This window comes from Vreelandella lionensis (assembly GCF_002087295.1).
GTDB classification, from domain to species: domain Bacteria; phylum Pseudomonadota; class Gammaproteobacteria; order Pseudomonadales; family Halomonadaceae; genus Vreelandella; species Vreelandella lionensis.
Map to the genome: position 1 here is coordinate 1 of NZ_MWVI01000018.1, position 15863 is coordinate 15863.

General features: G+C 57.2%; 5 protein-coding genes and 7 pseudogenes. 7 read left to right on the forward strand and 5 right to left on the reverse strand.

What is annotated here, in order from left to right:
- Positions 1 to 78 precede the first annotated feature (78 nt).
- Complete coding sequence (gene lldD / locus B4967_RS02295) at positions 79 to 1242, reverse strand: FMN-dependent L-lactate dehydrogenase LldD (protein ID WP_083023314.1); 1164 nt, start codon at positions 1240 to 1242, stop codon at positions 79 to 81.
- Positions 1243 to 1579: 337 nt separating this feature from the next.
- Here lldD and B4967_RS02300 point away from each other — a divergent pair.
- From B4967_RS02300 to B4967_RS02310, 3 pseudogenes are all read left to right on the forward strand, one after another.
- A pseudogene (locus B4967_RS02300) lies at positions 1580 to 2349 on the forward strand (GntR family transcriptional regulator).
- Positions 2346 to 4265 (forward strand): annotated as a pseudogene (locus tag B4967_RS02305) (sensor histidine kinase). The pseudogenes B4967_RS02300 and B4967_RS02305 overlap by 4 nt, the downstream one beginning before the upstream one ends.
- A gap of 43 nt (positions 4266 to 4308) precedes the next feature.
- Positions 4309 to 5640, forward strand: a pseudogene (locus B4967_RS02310) (sigma-54-dependent transcriptional regulator).
- 23 nt (positions 5641 to 5663) lie between these two features.
- On the opposite strand, the gene B4967_RS02315 reads toward B4967_RS02310, so the two are convergent.
- The 3 genes and pseudogenes from B4967_RS02315 to B4967_RS02325 all read right to left on the reverse strand — a co-directional run bounded on the left by B4967_RS02315 (position 5664) and on the right by B4967_RS02325 (position 8323).
- Complete coding sequence (locus B4967_RS02315; protein ID WP_083023316.1) at positions 5664 to 6287, reverse strand: metal-dependent hydrolase; 624 nt, start codon at positions 6285 to 6287, stop codon at positions 5664 to 5666.
- Between the two features lie 90 nt (positions 6288 to 6377).
- Complete coding sequence (locus B4967_RS02320) at positions 6378 to 6929, reverse strand: gamma carbonic anhydrase family protein (RefSeq protein WP_083023317.1); 552 nt, start codon at positions 6927 to 6929, stop codon at positions 6378 to 6380.
- Between the two features lie 52 nt (positions 6930 to 6981).
- Positions 6982 to 8323 (reverse strand): annotated as a pseudogene (locus B4967_RS02325) (sodium-dependent transporter).
- Positions 8324 to 8524: 201 nt separating this feature from the next.
- Between B4967_RS02325 and prlC the strand changes: the two are divergent.
- From prlC to B4967_RS02345, 4 genes and pseudogenes are all read left to right on the forward strand, one after another.
- Positions 8525 to 10573, forward strand: a pseudogene (prlC, locus tag B4967_RS02330) (oligopeptidase A).
- Positions 10574 to 10629: 56 nt separating this feature from the next.
- On the forward strand, positions 10630 to 10878 hold the full coding sequence (locus tag B4967_RS02335) for a YheV family putative zinc ribbon protein (protein ID WP_083023320.1): 249 nt from the start codon (positions 10630 to 10632) through the stop codon (positions 10876 to 10878).
- A gap of 286 nt (positions 10879 to 11164) precedes the next feature.
- A pseudogene (locus B4967_RS02340) lies at positions 11165 to 12144 on the forward strand (TAXI family TRAP transporter solute-binding subunit).
- 100 nt (positions 12145 to 12244) lie between these two features.
- Positions 12245 to 14449, forward strand: a pseudogene (locus B4967_RS02345) (TRAP transporter permease).
- Between the two features lie 88 nt (positions 14450 to 14537).
- On the opposite strand, the gene B4967_RS02350 reads toward B4967_RS02345, so the two are convergent.
- The gene (locus B4967_RS02350) at positions 14538 to 15749 is read right to left on the reverse strand and encodes an ArsB/NhaD family transporter (protein ID WP_083023322.1); all 1212 of its coding nucleotides are present in this window, start codon (positions 15747 to 15749) and stop codon (positions 14538 to 14540) included.
- Positions 15750 to 15863: the final 114 nt, after the last annotated feature.

Here is a 15863-nt window from a genome sequence, read left to right on the forward strand (position 1 = left end):
CCGGGTTGGCAAGAGGGTTTTGTAAAAAAACTCCAATATTGTTCTGATACCTTATAGCGCCGCTTTAACAGCCCTCTATTAAGAGGACTGGTCAATAGCAGCAATCCCGCTAGATACCAGCGATTCCGAGCTAAGGTCGGCAATGGTTCGCGCTCCTGTCAGCGTCATCGCTACCTTCATCTCTTTCTCAAACAGCTCCAGCAGGTGAGCAACTCCCGCTTCTCCTGCCGTGGCCAATGCATAGATAAACGCACGGCCTATTAATGCAGTATCTGCCCCCATGGCAATCATCCGCCCCACATCTAACCCGCTGCGCACCCCAGAGTCGGCAAAAATCGCCAGCTCACCTTTAACGGCATCGGCAATGGCGGGGAGCGCTCGCGCGGTAGAAGGCACAACATCTAACTGCCGACCGCCATGATTCGACACCACAATGCCATCGGCACCGAAACGCACCGCATCGCGAGCATCCTCAGGGTCAAGGATACCCTTGATAATCATCGGGCCATCCCAAAACTCACGAATCCACTCAAGATCCTTCCAAGAGATCGCGGGGTCGAAGTTATTGCCAAGCCAGGCAATATAATCCTCAAGCTCTGTGGGCTTACCACGGTAATCAGACACATTGCCCAGATCATGAGGTCGGCCATGCACCCCCACATCCCACGCCCATAAAGGATCCATTGCTGCCTGCAGCATGCGTTTCATAGGGCCATTCTTACCGCTCATACCAGAGTGAGCATCTCGATAGCGCGCCCCAGGCACCGGCATATCGACGGTAAAAATCAGCGTTTTCACACCAGCCTCTTTCGCCCGCTCCAGCACATGCTTCATAAAGCCACGATCTTTCAGCACATAGAGCTGAAACCAAATGGGGCGCTCCACGTCTGCGACCACTTCAGCAATAGGGCACACCGATACGGTAGATAGTGTAAAAGGTATCCCCTTTTTCGTTGCCGCACGCGCTGCCTGCACTTCACCACGCCTTGCATACATTCCTGCCAAGCCCACAGGGGCCAGGGCAACAGGCATCGCCAGCTTTTCACCAAACAGCTCGGTTTCAAGAGAAAGCGACGACATATCTTTCAGCACCCGCTGGCGCAGCGCGACATCGCGAAGGTCATCGACATTACGTCTTAGCGTATGCTCTGCGTACGAGCCGCCTTCAGCATAGTGAAAAAGAAAGGGAGGGAGGCGGCGCTTAGCAGCTTGCCGATAGTCCGTGGAGGCTGAAATGATCATGACAGGCACTGTGCAATGGAGGCGTTCTTATAAGTAGCCATTAAGAGTAGGCGTTAATTCGCTAACGAGGGTTTTACAATCACGCACACCGTTAACAGCAACACGCATGCGACCAAACCAATATTGGTAATACCAATTTACAAATGAGATTCAACAACGTTAATGAGATGCTCGCAGCATGTCAAACGAAGATAATCTTCCAAGCCGCGTTATCGCCTATACTTTAGTTTAAACGGCATACTTAAGCTTAATAGGCATTGCCCATTTATTTTTGCCGCTTGAGCATGTTAACGAAACGCCCTATTATTGGTCTTACCAATTAAGGGAGCACGTATCAATGACCTACCCACCGCTCCGTCAACAGCGCCTCGCCGATGGGATTACGGAACGTCTGGAAGCTATGATTCTGGAAGGTAGCCTTAAGCCAGGCCAACGCTTGCCACCAGAAAGAGAGCTTGCCGAACGCTTTGGCTTTTCACGGCCTTCATTACGAGAGGCGATTCAAAAGCTGGCGGCCCGCGGCCTGCTCGCCAGTCGCCAGGGCGGCGGCACCTTTGTGAATGAAACGCTCAATAACGGCTACACCGATCCGTTGTTGGAAATGCTCTCCCGCCATAATGAGTTCCATTTAGACCTGCTGGAATTCCGTGACGCCATGGAGGGAATTTCTGCCTACTATGCAGCCCGCGCTCCACGCCTGCCGATAAAGCCGTGCTTATTCAGCGATTTGAGGAGCTTGATGGTGGCTTTGTGGGGGCTGACCCGGCTCAAGAGGCCAAGCTAGATGCGGCCTTTCACCTAGCTATTGCGGAGGCCGCCCATAACGTTCTGCTGCTTCACACGATCCGAGGCATTTTTCATCTGCTGGAACAGAGCATCGTGGACAATTTGGCGCATCTGTTTGCCAAACCCGACTCACGCACCCAATTGATGAAGCAGCACCGTGCCTTGCTAGATGCCATTTTAGAAGGCCGTGCTGAAGATGCTCGCACCCGCGCCCGTGAACACTTGGTGTACGTGGAAGAGGGCCTGCTTGAAATGGCCAGAGCCGAAACCCGCGCCCAGCGTGCATTACGCCGTGCCCAGGGCACCAGCAACCCGGCATGAGCAGTCATCTCAGCCCTACCGCGCGACGCGGGCGTCTGCTATGGCTTATCGCCATTCCCGTTGGGCTACTGCTGTTTATGTGGCAGGCGGCCCAGCTCGCCCGTGAGCAGGCGCTGTCAAATCTTCAGGATGATGCCGAGAACGAGCTACGCCTCTCCGCGGCCAACTTGAACGGCTATCTGCTGCGCTACGACTACCTGCCACAAATGCTCGCCACGCGTGAAGGCGTTCAGCGCTTTTTGGACTCTCCTGATAGCCAAGACCCTATGCCGCTCAACCTGCTGCTGGATCGCTTTCGCTTTACGTCGGGAGTCTCAGATGTCTACTTGCTTGACCGGAATGCCGACACCATTGCCGCCAGCAACTGGCATCGCCCCAACACCTTCATTGGCCAGAACTATTCTTTTCGCAGCTACTATTCGGATGCCATCGCAGGCGGCCAGGGACGATTTTTTGGGTTAGGCATCAAGTCTTTGGAGCGCGGTTACTACTTTTCCTCACCGGTTTGGTTGGATGATACCTCTCCTGATGCTAAGCCGGATGGCGTGATCGTCGTCAAAGTGCTGCTTGATGATGTCGAGGAGAGCGGGGCCGAGCAGGATGCCGAGCTGTTCGTCACCGACAGCGACAACATCATCTTTATGGCCAGCCACCCCGAACTGCGCATGAACGCTCTCTATCCGCTGAGCGACGAGCAGCGCGACGCGCTCCGCGAACCCCGCCGCTATGCCATGGAGCCGCTAACGCCGTCCGGGATTCACTTGAATACCCCATACGGGCCCGGTAGTTACCTAGTGAGCTTTGCGCATGGCCCACTCAGCGGCGGGCGCTATTTAAGCCTAACGCGGCCGATTCCTGAGGTTGGGCTGGCAAATGCATATTCTCAAGCCAATGACACCGGTCATGAACGCCCAGTGGATTGCTGCCTTCATGGCGGGAGGGCTCTCCGGCGTCATCGCCCTAGCAGGGGGCATTGGCTGGCAACGCCCGAGACTACGCCGGGACGTGAAGCGTTTGCCGAGCGGGAGCGCCAAACGTTAGCCCGCGTGCGAGATGAGCTTTAAGTCAGCGTCGAGCGTCGTACCCGCGACTTAGTCGCCAGCAACCAACACCCCTCGGATGAAATTGAAGAGCGGCGGCGAGCAGAGGCCAACTTGCGCGAAACCCAAGATGAGCTTATTCAAGCCGCTAAGCTCGCCGTGCTTGGGCAATTAGCCGCCGGGATTAACCACGAACTCAACCAACCTTTAGCAGCGATTCGTGCCTATGCTGAAAACGCACGGCGCTTTATTGAGCTCTCGCGGATTGAAAGCGCCGACGCCAACCTAGCGCAAATTGTCGAACCCACTGACCGCATGGCAGATATTAGCGCCCAACTGCGCCAATTCTCACGTAAAAGCAGTGAGCACCAAGAGGCCATTTCCGTGCAAGCCTGCATTGAGTACGCGCTACGGCTCTTTCATAGTCGCTTACGCGATGACGGTATTCGTATCGTTCAACAGTGGCCAGAGGAGACGCTCTGAGTAGAAGGCGATCTGGTTCGTCTTGAACAGGTGCTTGTGAATTTGATCGGCAACGCTGTTCAGGCAATGAAAGAGATTGATGCGCCTGTTCTATCGCTCAGCGCCCAAGTGGATCACAATCAAGTGGTTATCAGCGTTGCAGATAATGGCCCTGGCATCGCCGCCGATCACCTTGGACATATTTTTGAGCCCTTTTTCACGACCAAGGCCCCCGGTAGCGGGTTAGGGCTAGGACTCTCCATTTCCTCACGTATTATGGAGGACCTTGGGGGCAGGCTGCAGGCTATGAATCAAACGGAAGGAGGTGCCAGCTTCACTATCACCTTGCCACGCTCATCGGCACCAGAGCCGTCTGGCTCCCGCATCGAACAGGAGAATCAAACCCATGCATGAGCCGTCGACGCTGCCGGTCATGGTGATCGACGACTAACCGCATCTGCGTATCACCGCCAGCCAAACGTTAGAACTTGCGGGCTATACGCCCCACTGCTTTGAATCGGCCGAACATGCGCTGGCCGCTCTACCACCTGATTTCCCAGGCGTGATTGTCAGCGCTATCCGCATGCCGGGCATGGGTGGTATGGAGTTGCTGCATGAGCTGCATAGCCGCGACGCCACTTTGCCGATCATCCTGATCACCGGCCATGGCGATATCTCCACCGCCGTGGAGGCGCTGCGGGCAGGCGCCTGGGATTTTCTGGACAAGCCTTTTGCTGGCGACCAGCTGCTGGATGTGGTGAGACGTGGCATCGAAAAGCGCCAGCTAAGCCTCGAGAACCTGCGTTTAAAAGCCGAGCTGGAAGTTCAGCAGGCCGCGCTCGGCCCCCGCCTAGTAGGGCGTACCCAGGTAATCTCCCGGCTTGCCGCGATGATTCAGCGCATCAGCCAAGTCGAAGCCGACGTGCTGCTGTTTGGCGAAACGGGCACCGGCAAAGACTTGGTCGCCCGGGCCATTCACGAGCGCAGCGCCCGGCGTAACAGTCCGTTTATGGCCATCAACTGCGGTGCGGTGCCAGAAAACACCATCGAATCAGAGCTGTTTGGCCATGAGAAAGGCGCGTTTACGGGAGCAGTGGAGCGGCGCATTGGTAAGTTCGAGCATGCCAACGGCGGTACGGTCTTTTTGGATGAGATCGAGTCGATGCCACTGGCCCTGCAGGTAAAGCTGCTGCGCGTGTTGCAAGATCGTAGCGTGGAGCGCCTAGGGGCCAACGAAGCGGTGCCGCTCAACATTCGGGTCATTGCGGCCACCAAGGTAGATCTTAAAGTCGCCGCTGAAGAGGGCCGCTTTCGCGAGGATCTTTACTACCGACTGAACGTCGTGACGCTACCGCTGCCTGCCCTGCGGGAAAGACGGGAAGATATCCCGCTGCTGTTTCAACACTTTGCCGTGGTCGCCGCCAACCGCAGTGGCCTTGAAGCGCCTACCCTGGATAGCAACGCAGTAGCCGCCCTGCTGGCCCACGACTGGCCGGGAAACGTCCGCGAGCTGCGCAATCTGGCGGAACGCTATGTGCTGTTAGGCGCGGCGTTCGACTACCGCCTGGATGTGCTGCTGGAAGGCGGCTCGGCAGATACGCAAGAACCCACTCTGCCGCGTCAGGTAGAGCTATTCGAGAAGAGCTTGATCAGCCAACCGCTGGCCCGCCCCCACGGCCGCGTTCCCGATGTCTGCCGCCACTGAGGCATTCCCCGCAAAACCTTTTACGACAAGCTAAAGAAACACGGCCTTAGCGCAGACGACTACCGCCACAGCAGTGAACCTTGATGGAACAGCTCTAGCAGCACGCTCTAAGGCGGCACCCAAGGGGTTAGCACCAACAGCGCAATCAGCATTAATACGTTAGAGAGAGGGCGACGACCATCGCCCAGCTTAAGCGCCGTACCAAACGAGCGCTTAAGTCGCGCCCCTTCCAAGTCAACGCTAAACAGCTCGTCTAGGCTTAGGTGAATAAGGAATCCAAACAACACCGCCGCCCCATGGGACCACGCTAACCACGCTGGCTGGGCCAGCAAATGGTAGCTCAACGCGGCGGTGGCTAACGCACACAGCAATGCCGCCATCAACGAATGCCAAATCCCCCGATGAACAGTCAAGCGCGAAAACAGCACGGACGCTAAATAGCGCACTGAAAAATAGATGCCACCACACGCCACCAGCAGCAACCCAGGGGTTAACCACGGCTGCAGCAACAGCACACCCAGCACCAGCGAAGGCACTGATAAAATATTAAAAATCAGCCGGATAGAGCGAGAACGGTCAGCATCAATGTCGGGGAGAATACCGCCAAAGGCCACCAGGGCAATGACTAGCAGGACTTGTGGAGCTGCCCACCACTGCGCCTGCCAGCCAACGTAAGCCATTAGCGTGCCGCCCGCTGCTGCAACCGTTATATGCGTGCGAAAATTAGCCATGTCGCGGCACCCTAGAAAACTGGATAAATTACCAGATTTTCAGTGCGCGCAACATGGCTATGTTAGAAAAACGAGTGGTAAGGCAAACGCTTAGCGTGCTTCGGCGGCTTCCATAAGGAACTGATCTTTTAACTTAACGTAATTGCCTGCGGTGTAGGGGAAGAAAGACCGCTCTTTCTCCTTAAGCTGGCTCAGCGCCGTCGCTGGGTTGCCGGCATAAACGTAGCCGCTTTCCAGCCGTTTACCCGGTGTCACCACCGCGCCAGCGGCAATAGTCACCTCGTCTTCAACCACTGCGCCATCCATCACAATCGCGCCCATGCCCACCAGAATACGGCTGCCTAGCGTGCAGCCATGCAGGATGGCTTTATGGCCGATAGTGACATCATCGCCAATGGTGAGCGTAAAACCATCGGGGTTGAAGTCACTTGCGTGAGTGATGTGCAGCACGCTGCCATCTTGAACGCTGGTGCGCGCACCGAGGGTAATGCGGTGCATATCGCCACGGATCACCGTCATTGGCCAGACTGAGCAGTCATCGCCTAGCGTGTCATTGCCAATCACCTCGCTGGCGGGATCGATGTAGACACGATCACACAACTGCGGCGAGACTCCTTGATACGTTCGTAGGGCACTGCTCATGGCACACTCCTCTAAAGCATTTCACGTTTCGTGACGACGCGGGATGACAGCACTATAGCAACCCACCGAGCAGAACAATAAACGTCAGTGGGATCGACACCCAACGCACAAGATTTCGCCACATGACATAGCCACCATCGCCCACGCACAGCGCTTTCACGACCAGCGCTTGGGGCATCACCCAGGCGGCAAAGGTAGCAAACAGCAAACCACCCAAGGGCAGGAAAATATCGGGCGGAATACTGCTGACTAGCTCAAAAATATTGCGCCCAAACAGGGGCCTAAACTCGGCCAGCGCCGAGAACGAGAACGCCGACAGCAAGCCCAGAAGCCAGACGCTGATCGCCACCACTGCGGTAGAGATACTGCGCCGCCAGCCCAACCCCTGCAGCGTCGCCACCATGGGCTCGGCAAGGTTAATCGCTGATGTCCAGGTGGCCAGCAACAGCAGTAAGAAAAATACGCTGAGCCAGAGCGAGCCCCACGGCAGCTCTGAAAAGGCGATAGGTAACGTGACAAACATCAGCCCTGGGCCATCGGCAGGGTCCATGCCCTGGCCAAACACCCACCGAGAAAATCGCAATGCCCGCCAGCAGCGCCACGCTAATATCCAACACCGCCACGGCAAAGGCCGCCTTCGGCAGGCTCTGCTCATCAGGCATATAAGCCCCGTACGCCATCAGCGCACAGGCGCCGACTGCCAGCGTAAAGAAGGCATGGCCCATGGCATGCAACACGACCGCGGGCGTCACGTCCTCGAACGAGGGCAGAAAGAGCCACGACAGCGCGGTACCAAAGCCCGACGTAGTAGTGGCATAAATAGCTAATAACAGCAGCAAACCGTATAGCAGCGGCATCAGCAGGTTATTGAGCCGCTCGAGCCCCTTGGCCACCCCGGCTGCCACCACCGTCATGGTCATGAAGAGGAACAGCGAGTGCTTGAAGATCAGCAGCCCAGGATTCGCCAGAAACGCTTCGAATCCTGCACCGATCTCAGCTGCGCTGGCACCGTTAAAGTTGCCGTTCACCGAGGCCACTAAAAACTCGATCGACCAGCCGGAGACCACCGAGTAAAACGACAAAATACAGAACACGGTGAACGCGCCAAATAACCCCAACCAGCGCCAGTGCCGGGAAGCCCCGGCTTCTGACGCCAGTACCCCCAGCGCCTGCATCGGCCCGCGCCCCCCGGCACGCCCAATCAGGATTTCCGCCATCATCACGGGCCTGCCTAACAGCAGCACGAACGCTACGTAAATCAACAGGAAAGCAGCACCGCCGTTCTCTCCCGCCACATAGGGAAAGCGCCAAATATTACCCAGCCCAACCGCAGCACCTGTTACCGCCAAGATAAAGGCCCGTTTCGACCCCCAGCGCTCTAGCGTTTCACTCATTACTTGCTCCTGCCATGGGTGGCACTTATTGGTGACACTTGCATATTACGGATATGGAAAGGCGGCAAGACTAGCAGGCGCCTGCCCCCAGGCCAAACGCTTGCAGCGGGTCAAGCATTGAAACAACGCCTCACTGCCCGCACTGTGTCATCATCAGCGCACGTTTTGTGCGCCCCTAACTTGATTGCTACCGAGGTGCTTATGTCCCGCAACCCGTTGCTAGAGAGCCACGAGCTCCCCCCCTGTCGCCGACATTCGTGCCGACCACGTGGTGCCCGCCGTGGAAACGCTGCTCGATGAAAGTCGCGAGGCGATTGATCGCCTCGCCCAACAGGCCGCTGCCACATCCCCAACGTGGGACAACTTTGCCGCACCGCTGGAAGCAGTGAATGACCGTCTTTCCCAAGCTTGGTCGCCGGTGTCGCACCTCAACGGCACCATGAATACCCCTGAGCTGCGCGATGCTTACCAAGCCTGCCTGGAAAAACTCTCTGCATTTGGCACCTGGGTCGGTCAGCACGAAGGGCTGTTCAAAGGCTGGCAGGCGCTAAAAGAGAGCGAGAGCTGGGCAACGTTAACAGGCGCCCAGCAGCGCACGGTGGATAACGCCCTGCGCGATTTCCGTCTGGCAGGGGTCGACTTACCGGCGGATAAGAAGGCTCGTTACGGTGAGATTCAATCCCGTCTTTCCACGCTTTCTAACCAGTTTTCTAATAACGTGCTGGACGCCACCCAGGCATGGCATAAAGATATTCAGAATCGCGAGGCACTGGCAGGCGTTCCTGAGAGCGCCCTGGAAACTCTTAAGGCCCTGGCAGAAGCCAAAGGCGCTGAGGGCTATCGCATTACGCTGGATTTCCCCAGTTTCATCCCCATCGTCAGCTACGCCGACAGCCGCGAGCTGCGCGAGGAAGGGTATACCGCCTTTGTGACCCGCGCTTCAGACCAGGGCCCCAACGCGGGCAAATTCGACAACGCCCCCATTTTGGAAGAGATTCTGGCCCTGCGTCAGGAACTGGCGCGCCTGCTCGGCTTCGACACCTACGCCGACTACTCGCTAACTACCAAAATGGCAGACTCCCCCGCGCAGGTGCTGGACTTCCTGGAAGACCTCGCCCGCCGCGCCAAGCCGCAAGCGAAGGAGGAGTTTGTCGAGCTGAGTGCCTACGCCCGTGATGAGCTTGGCATCGATTCTCTTAAACCTTGGGATGTCGCTTATGCCAGCGAAAAGCTGCGCGAAGCGCGCTACGATATTTCCCAAGAGCAGCTGCGGCCCTACTTCCCTGCGCCCAGGGTTGTCGACGGCTTATTCCAGGTCGTTGAGCGCCTCTACAACGTTCAAATAGAGCAGGATAAAAGCGCTCCGAGTTACCACGACGACGTCCACTTTTACCGCATCAGCGAGCAGGGCAAACCGATTGCCGGTTTTTACTTAGATCTCTACGCCCGTGAAGGCAAGCGTGGCGGCGCGTGGATGGCTGACTGCCGGGTACGTCGTAAAACCGAGAGCGGCGTGCAGCTACCGGTGGCGTTTTTGACCTGTAACTTCACCGCTCCAGTGGGCGGCAAGCCTGCGCTGCTGACCCATGATGAAGTGACCACGCTGTTCCACGAGTTTGGCCATGGTTTGCACCATATGCTGACCAAGCAAGAGGTGGCAGACGTCTCCGGCATTAATGGCGTCGCCTGGGATGCCGTCGAGCTGCCCAGCCAGTTCATGGAAAACTACTGCTGGGAGCGGGAAGGCCTCGACCTGCTGGCCAAACACATGGATACCGGCGAACCGCTGCCAGACGTTCTGTTCGAGCGTCTGCAAGCGGCGAAAAACTTCCAGCCGCCATGGGCATGGTGCGTCAGATCGAGTTTTCTCTGTTCGACCTACGCCTCCATCACGAGCTGGAAGCGCCTTCGGCCAGCGATGTTCAGACGCTGCTCGACGACGTGCGTCGCCAAACCTCTGTCGTTCCCGTAGTCGACTTCAACCGCTTCCAAAATAGTTTCAGCCACATCTTTGCAGGCGGCTACGCAGCGGGCTACTACAGCTATAAATGGGCAGAAGTGCTCTCTGCCGATGCCTGGAGCGCCTTTGAAGAAGCCGGGATTTTTGACCCAGACACTGGCCAGCGCTTTCGCGAAGAGATTCTGGAGCAAGGCGGTGCGCGGGATGCCGCCGAGCTATTCCGTGCCTTCCGAGGCCGCGAACCTAGCGTCGAACCGCTGCTGCGCCATAGCGGTATTCGCGCCGCCTAAGCTGGCTATTTTTATCCGGTGCGGCGGCGTTGCCGCCGCACGTTGGGAGTGTATGTATGTCGAGTATTAAACGTTTTATTGCAGGCGTGACCTGCCCCCGCTGTGCCTCCATGGACCGCATTCGTGCGTGGGAGCAGCACGGCATCCGCTACCGTGAATGCGTGAGCTGTGATTTCTTCGAACAGCTGCCCATTGAAGACGAAGCGGCCCCCGAGCTCACTACACGAGTGAATCAGGTGCGTGATGAGCAAAAAATCCAGGATGTGCAACCGGTTCGCATTCTTGACCCAGGTAAAAACAAATAACGCCCCTCTCTAGCGGTGCAGCGGCTGCATCGCTAGGCGCTAGCCCCCTTTGAAAAGTGTGCGAAAAACCGCACACAACCCTATCTAGAGCGTGCGAAAAGCCAGACACTTAATGGCTTTTGCTTTTCAACCAAAGTTGAAGAGCAAATTTTTAATGCATTGATTTTTATATTAAATCGTATATGTGGCACAAGTATCGCTCTATATAAGCTGCTTAATGATGAAGCACTGGCGGTGTTTACACACGCCAGACGATAATCCCAATAACAGCTTAGGAAATCTCGCCATGCGCAATACGATGCCCAAAACTGTCGCTCTGCTCGCAGGCAGCGCGTTACTTGCTGCAGGCACTGCCCATGCGGACCGCTCTGAATGGCCCACTAACTTTACTGTTGGTACGGCAAGTCAAGGCGGCACCTACTTCGTTTATGGCTCTGGCTGGGCGAACTTCATTGCTGAAGAACTAGACGTTTCTGGCGGCGGCGAAGTCACCGGCGGCCCGACCCAAAACTTGGCGCTAGTGCACAGTGGCGACATGGCGTTTGGCCTAACCACTATGGGTCCGGCGTCTGATGCCATCAAAGGCGAAAGCCCGCTGGCACCTGGCCTAGTCATGGACAACGTTTGCGCGCTGTTCCCGATGTATGAAACCCCGTTCTCTATCGCTGCGCTCTCTAGCTCCGGTATTGAATCTATTTCCGACATCCCCGACGGTGCGCGCATCGGTTTCGGCCCGGCGGCGTCTACCTCTGACACCTACTTCCCGGCCATGCTGGAAACCCTGGGCGTAAACTTCGACCGCCGTAATGGCGGCTGGTCTGACCTGGGCGGCCAGCTTCAGGACGGCCTGCTGGACGTTGTCGCCTTCGCTGCGGGCATCCCGATTCCGGCAGTTAGCCAGCTGGAAGTACAAACCGACGTGAACATTATTGAGTTTACCGAAGAAGAGCTGGCGACTGTGCTAGACGCCTTCCCGGTCGCTGAGTTCACCATCCCGGCTAGCACTTACACCACGCTGAAGAGGATGCTCGCGCCGTTTCCATGTGGAACTTCGCGATTGCTGGCTGTGACCTGCCGGAAGACTTCATCTATGAAGTCACGAAAGCCACGATGGAAAACAATGATCGTATGCGCGACGTACACCGCAGTGCTGAAACCAGCATTCCGGAAAACATCGTGCACAACACGGTACTGCCTTTCCACCCAGGCGCAGCACGCTGGTACGAAGAGAACGGTTACGATATCTCTGACGACATGATCAAGTAAGCTCCACGCACCATCGCGCTGCCCCGCTGCCGACCCTGTCGGGCGGGGCAGCGTTCGCTACTGCCCCCTTTCTCTGCTTTTGCTGTGAGGGTGACCTCTGATGAGTCACAATACCGACCAAGACCCCAACGGCCTCAAGGATGACGCCTTAGCTGCTTCATCAACGCCAGAATCGATTGCTGATGGCGTCGATGAAGAAGTTGTTGAGCCCAACCGCCGCCTGTTCGTTGGCTGGCAGTTCCTATTATTTGCAGCACTGGCGATTGCCTATTCAGGTTTCCACCTGTTTTCACTCAACGTGTACCCCATGGAAACCTGGTCGTTCCGTATCGTACACATCGCCGGTGCATTAATTTTGGGTTACGGGCTGTTTGCCGGTGCCCGCTTTGCTGAAGATGACCAGCAGGCCTCCCCTGCTTGGCTGAAATGGGTGAGCTATGCGCTGCTGGTTCCTGCGGTTTACTCGCTGGTGCAAGTATTCTTGATGCAGCAGGCCATCAACGGCGGTGCCATGCGCATCGACCCGGCCGTGGAAACGCTGCACTTTGGCTATCCGCTAATGGCCACCACGGCGGTTGCCATCGTGCTCTCCTGGTTCTACCGCCAGGCCCGCCACCGTTTTAACCCTGCCGACTTAGTGCTCATGGTGTGTGCACTGGCCAGCGCGGGCTACCTGCTGATGGCGTTTAACACCAACATGCGGATGTCCACCGGCACGTCGTTTGCGCCTCCTGGTATCTCCTGGGCAGCCATCGCGGGCTCGTTGCTGATTCTCGAACTGACTCGCCGTGTGGCAGGTTTGGCGTTGGTCGTCATTTCAGCCGTGTTTCTGACCTACGTCTTTGCAGGCCCCTATTTACCTGGTTTCCTGGGCTACCCTGGCCTGTCGGTCCAGCGCTTTTTTAGTCAGGTCTATACCGATGCGGGCATTCTTGGCCCGACCACGGCGGTCTCGTCCACCTATATCATTCTGTTCATCATTTTTGCCGCGTTCTTGCAGGCCTCCAAAGTGGGCGACTACTTCGTCAACTTCGCCTTTGCAGCGGCAGGTCGTGCCCGTGGCGGCCCGGCGAAAGTGGCCATCTTTGCCTCTGGTTTGATGGGAATGATCAACGGCACGTCGGCTGGTAACGTGGTCTCCACCGGCTCCCTGACTATCCCGCTGATGAAGAAAGTAGGCTACCCCGCTCGTAGCGCAGGGGCGATCGAAGCGGCCGCCTCGACCGGTGGTCAGATCATGCCCCCGATCATGGGCGCAGGTGCGTTCATTTATGGCGGAAGTGACCGGTATTCCTTATACCGAAATCGCCATTGCCGCGATTATTCCTGCCATTCTCTACTTTGCTTCTATCTACTTTATGGTCGACTTTGAAGCCGCCCGTAAAGGCATGCGCGGCATGCGCAAAGATGAGATTCCGCTGTTCTCCAAGCTAGTGAAGCAAGTCTACCTGTTCGCACCGATCATCATTTTGATCGTGGCGCTGTTCATGGGCTACTCGGTGATCCGCGCGGGTACGCTGGCCACTGCCTCTGCTGCCGTGGTGAGCTGGATTTCACCCAACAAGATGGGCTTGCGCGCCATTCTAAGAGCGCTGCAGCTAGCCGGCACCATGTCTATTCAGATCATTGCCGTGTGTGCCTGCGCGGGTTTGATTGTGGGCGTGATCTCGCTAACCGGCGTTGGCGCGCGCTTCTCCTCTCTGCTGTTGGGCTTGGCGGGCGTTAGCCAACTGCTGGCGCTGTTCTTCGCCATGCTGATCAGCATTCTGCTGGGAATGGGCATGCCCACCACGGCGGCTTACGCGGTAGCAGCATCGGTCGTGGCACCGGGGTGATCAACATCGGCATCGAGCCGCTGATTGCTCACTTCTTCGTGTTCTACTTCGCGGTAGTGTCAGCCATTACTCCGCCGGTGGCGCTGGCCTCTTACGCGGCGGCCGGTATCTCTGGGGACAACCCCATGGGCACCTCGGTGGCGTCGTTCAAGATTGGCTTGGCGGCGTTTATCGTGCCGTTCATGTTCTTCTACAGCCCGGCCATGCTGATGGAAGGCTCCGCCATGCAGATCCTGCGCGTTGGCCTCACCGCCACGCTAGGCATTGTGTTGCTCTCGGGCATGGTTCAGAAGTGGTTCTTCGGTCCGGTGAACTTACCCCAGCGCTTAGTGATGCTGGTCGGTGCCATGTTCTTGATCTACGGCGGCATCTACACCGACATCGCGGGCTTAGCGATTGGTACGGTGCTGTTTATCATGCAGCGCAAGCAGCATGGTGGCAAAGGCAAGGCAACGGCAAGCGCTGCGTAAACCGTTACGTTACTAGAGCCAAGCTATGCACTAGCCGGAACCGAGAGGTTCCGGCTTTTTTATGCGCCTAGCACAAGGCGTATGACGCTCAGCGAAGCGTGAACCAGAGCGCTGCGGCCAGCATCGATAGCAGGGTGACAGGCACACCCACTTTAGCGAACTCTATAAACCCAAGGTGGACCCCTTGACGCTTCGCGCCTTCTGCCACAATCAGATTCACCACGCTGCCGATAAGCAGCAGGTTGCCGGCCAGAGTCGACATGACTGCCAGCATGACGAGGGTGGACTCTGACAGTGCAGGGAATAACCCCAACAGCAGCACCACAAAAGGCACGTTGCCAATCACGTTACTGGCCACTAGCGACATACCCGCGATACTCCACGCATCGCTGGGCAGCCCGCCTTCACCGACCAGACTATTCACTACCGCGCTAGCCTCTGGCAGCGATGCCAGGCTCCCCGTGACGATAAACAAGCCCACAAACAGCAGGAGCAGATTCCAATCGACGGCGTGTGTGTAGCGGTGGCTGGCTACCCGGCGCGACATCATCAGCACCAGCGCCACGGCCAGCGCTGCCCACTCTCTGGGTAGCGGTGTCGAGAACAGCACCAACAAGGCAACAGCAGCCAACAGTGGCTTATAGCGAAGGCTTTCTGCCACAGGCGCCGTTGCTAATGGCACCGAAGCTGGGCTACTGAGCCACCAGCGCCGCCGCCAGACGAGCCAGATGACGCTGTAGGTTGTCATCAGCGCAACCAGCGCAGGGACAGCGGCTTGCATGCTGTAATCCCAAAACGCTAAGTCGCCCGCCTGACCAATCAAAATATTCTGCGGGTTGCCTATCAGGCTAGCTGCCGATCCGGCGTTACAGGACATCGCCAGGGCCAACAAAAATGGGCGTGGATCTAAACCCCGCGCCAGCAGGGTCTGGCACAGCAGCGGCGTCAGCGCAAAAGCGACAATATCGTTGACCAGCAGCGCCGATAGCACGCCGCCTAGCAGCACCACGCCGAGTAGCAGCTTGCTGGGCTGCTCCGCATGTTGGGCCATCCACTCTGACAGCTGGTGATACACCCCTGAAAAGCCAAACTGGGCCGACACCAGCATAAGCGCCATCAGCAGCACCAGCGCGCCGATGTCGATATGGCCTGCAATCTCCTCCAGTTGAACGGTGCCGGTCACCAGCAACACACACGCCGCCGCGAGGGCCATCCAAGAGCGGTCTACCTGCAGGCCAGGCAATCGGCCCACTGCCATGCCCAGGTAGGTGAATGCGAACATGGCAGTGATGAGCCACATCGTGAGTGCTCCTTCTCAAAGCGCAAAAAGAGCAGGCATCATACGGTGCTTGCTGATCGCCACAAAGCGCTAAAAACCTGATAGAGACCATCAAGTAGGAAGGGGAGTCGCCTC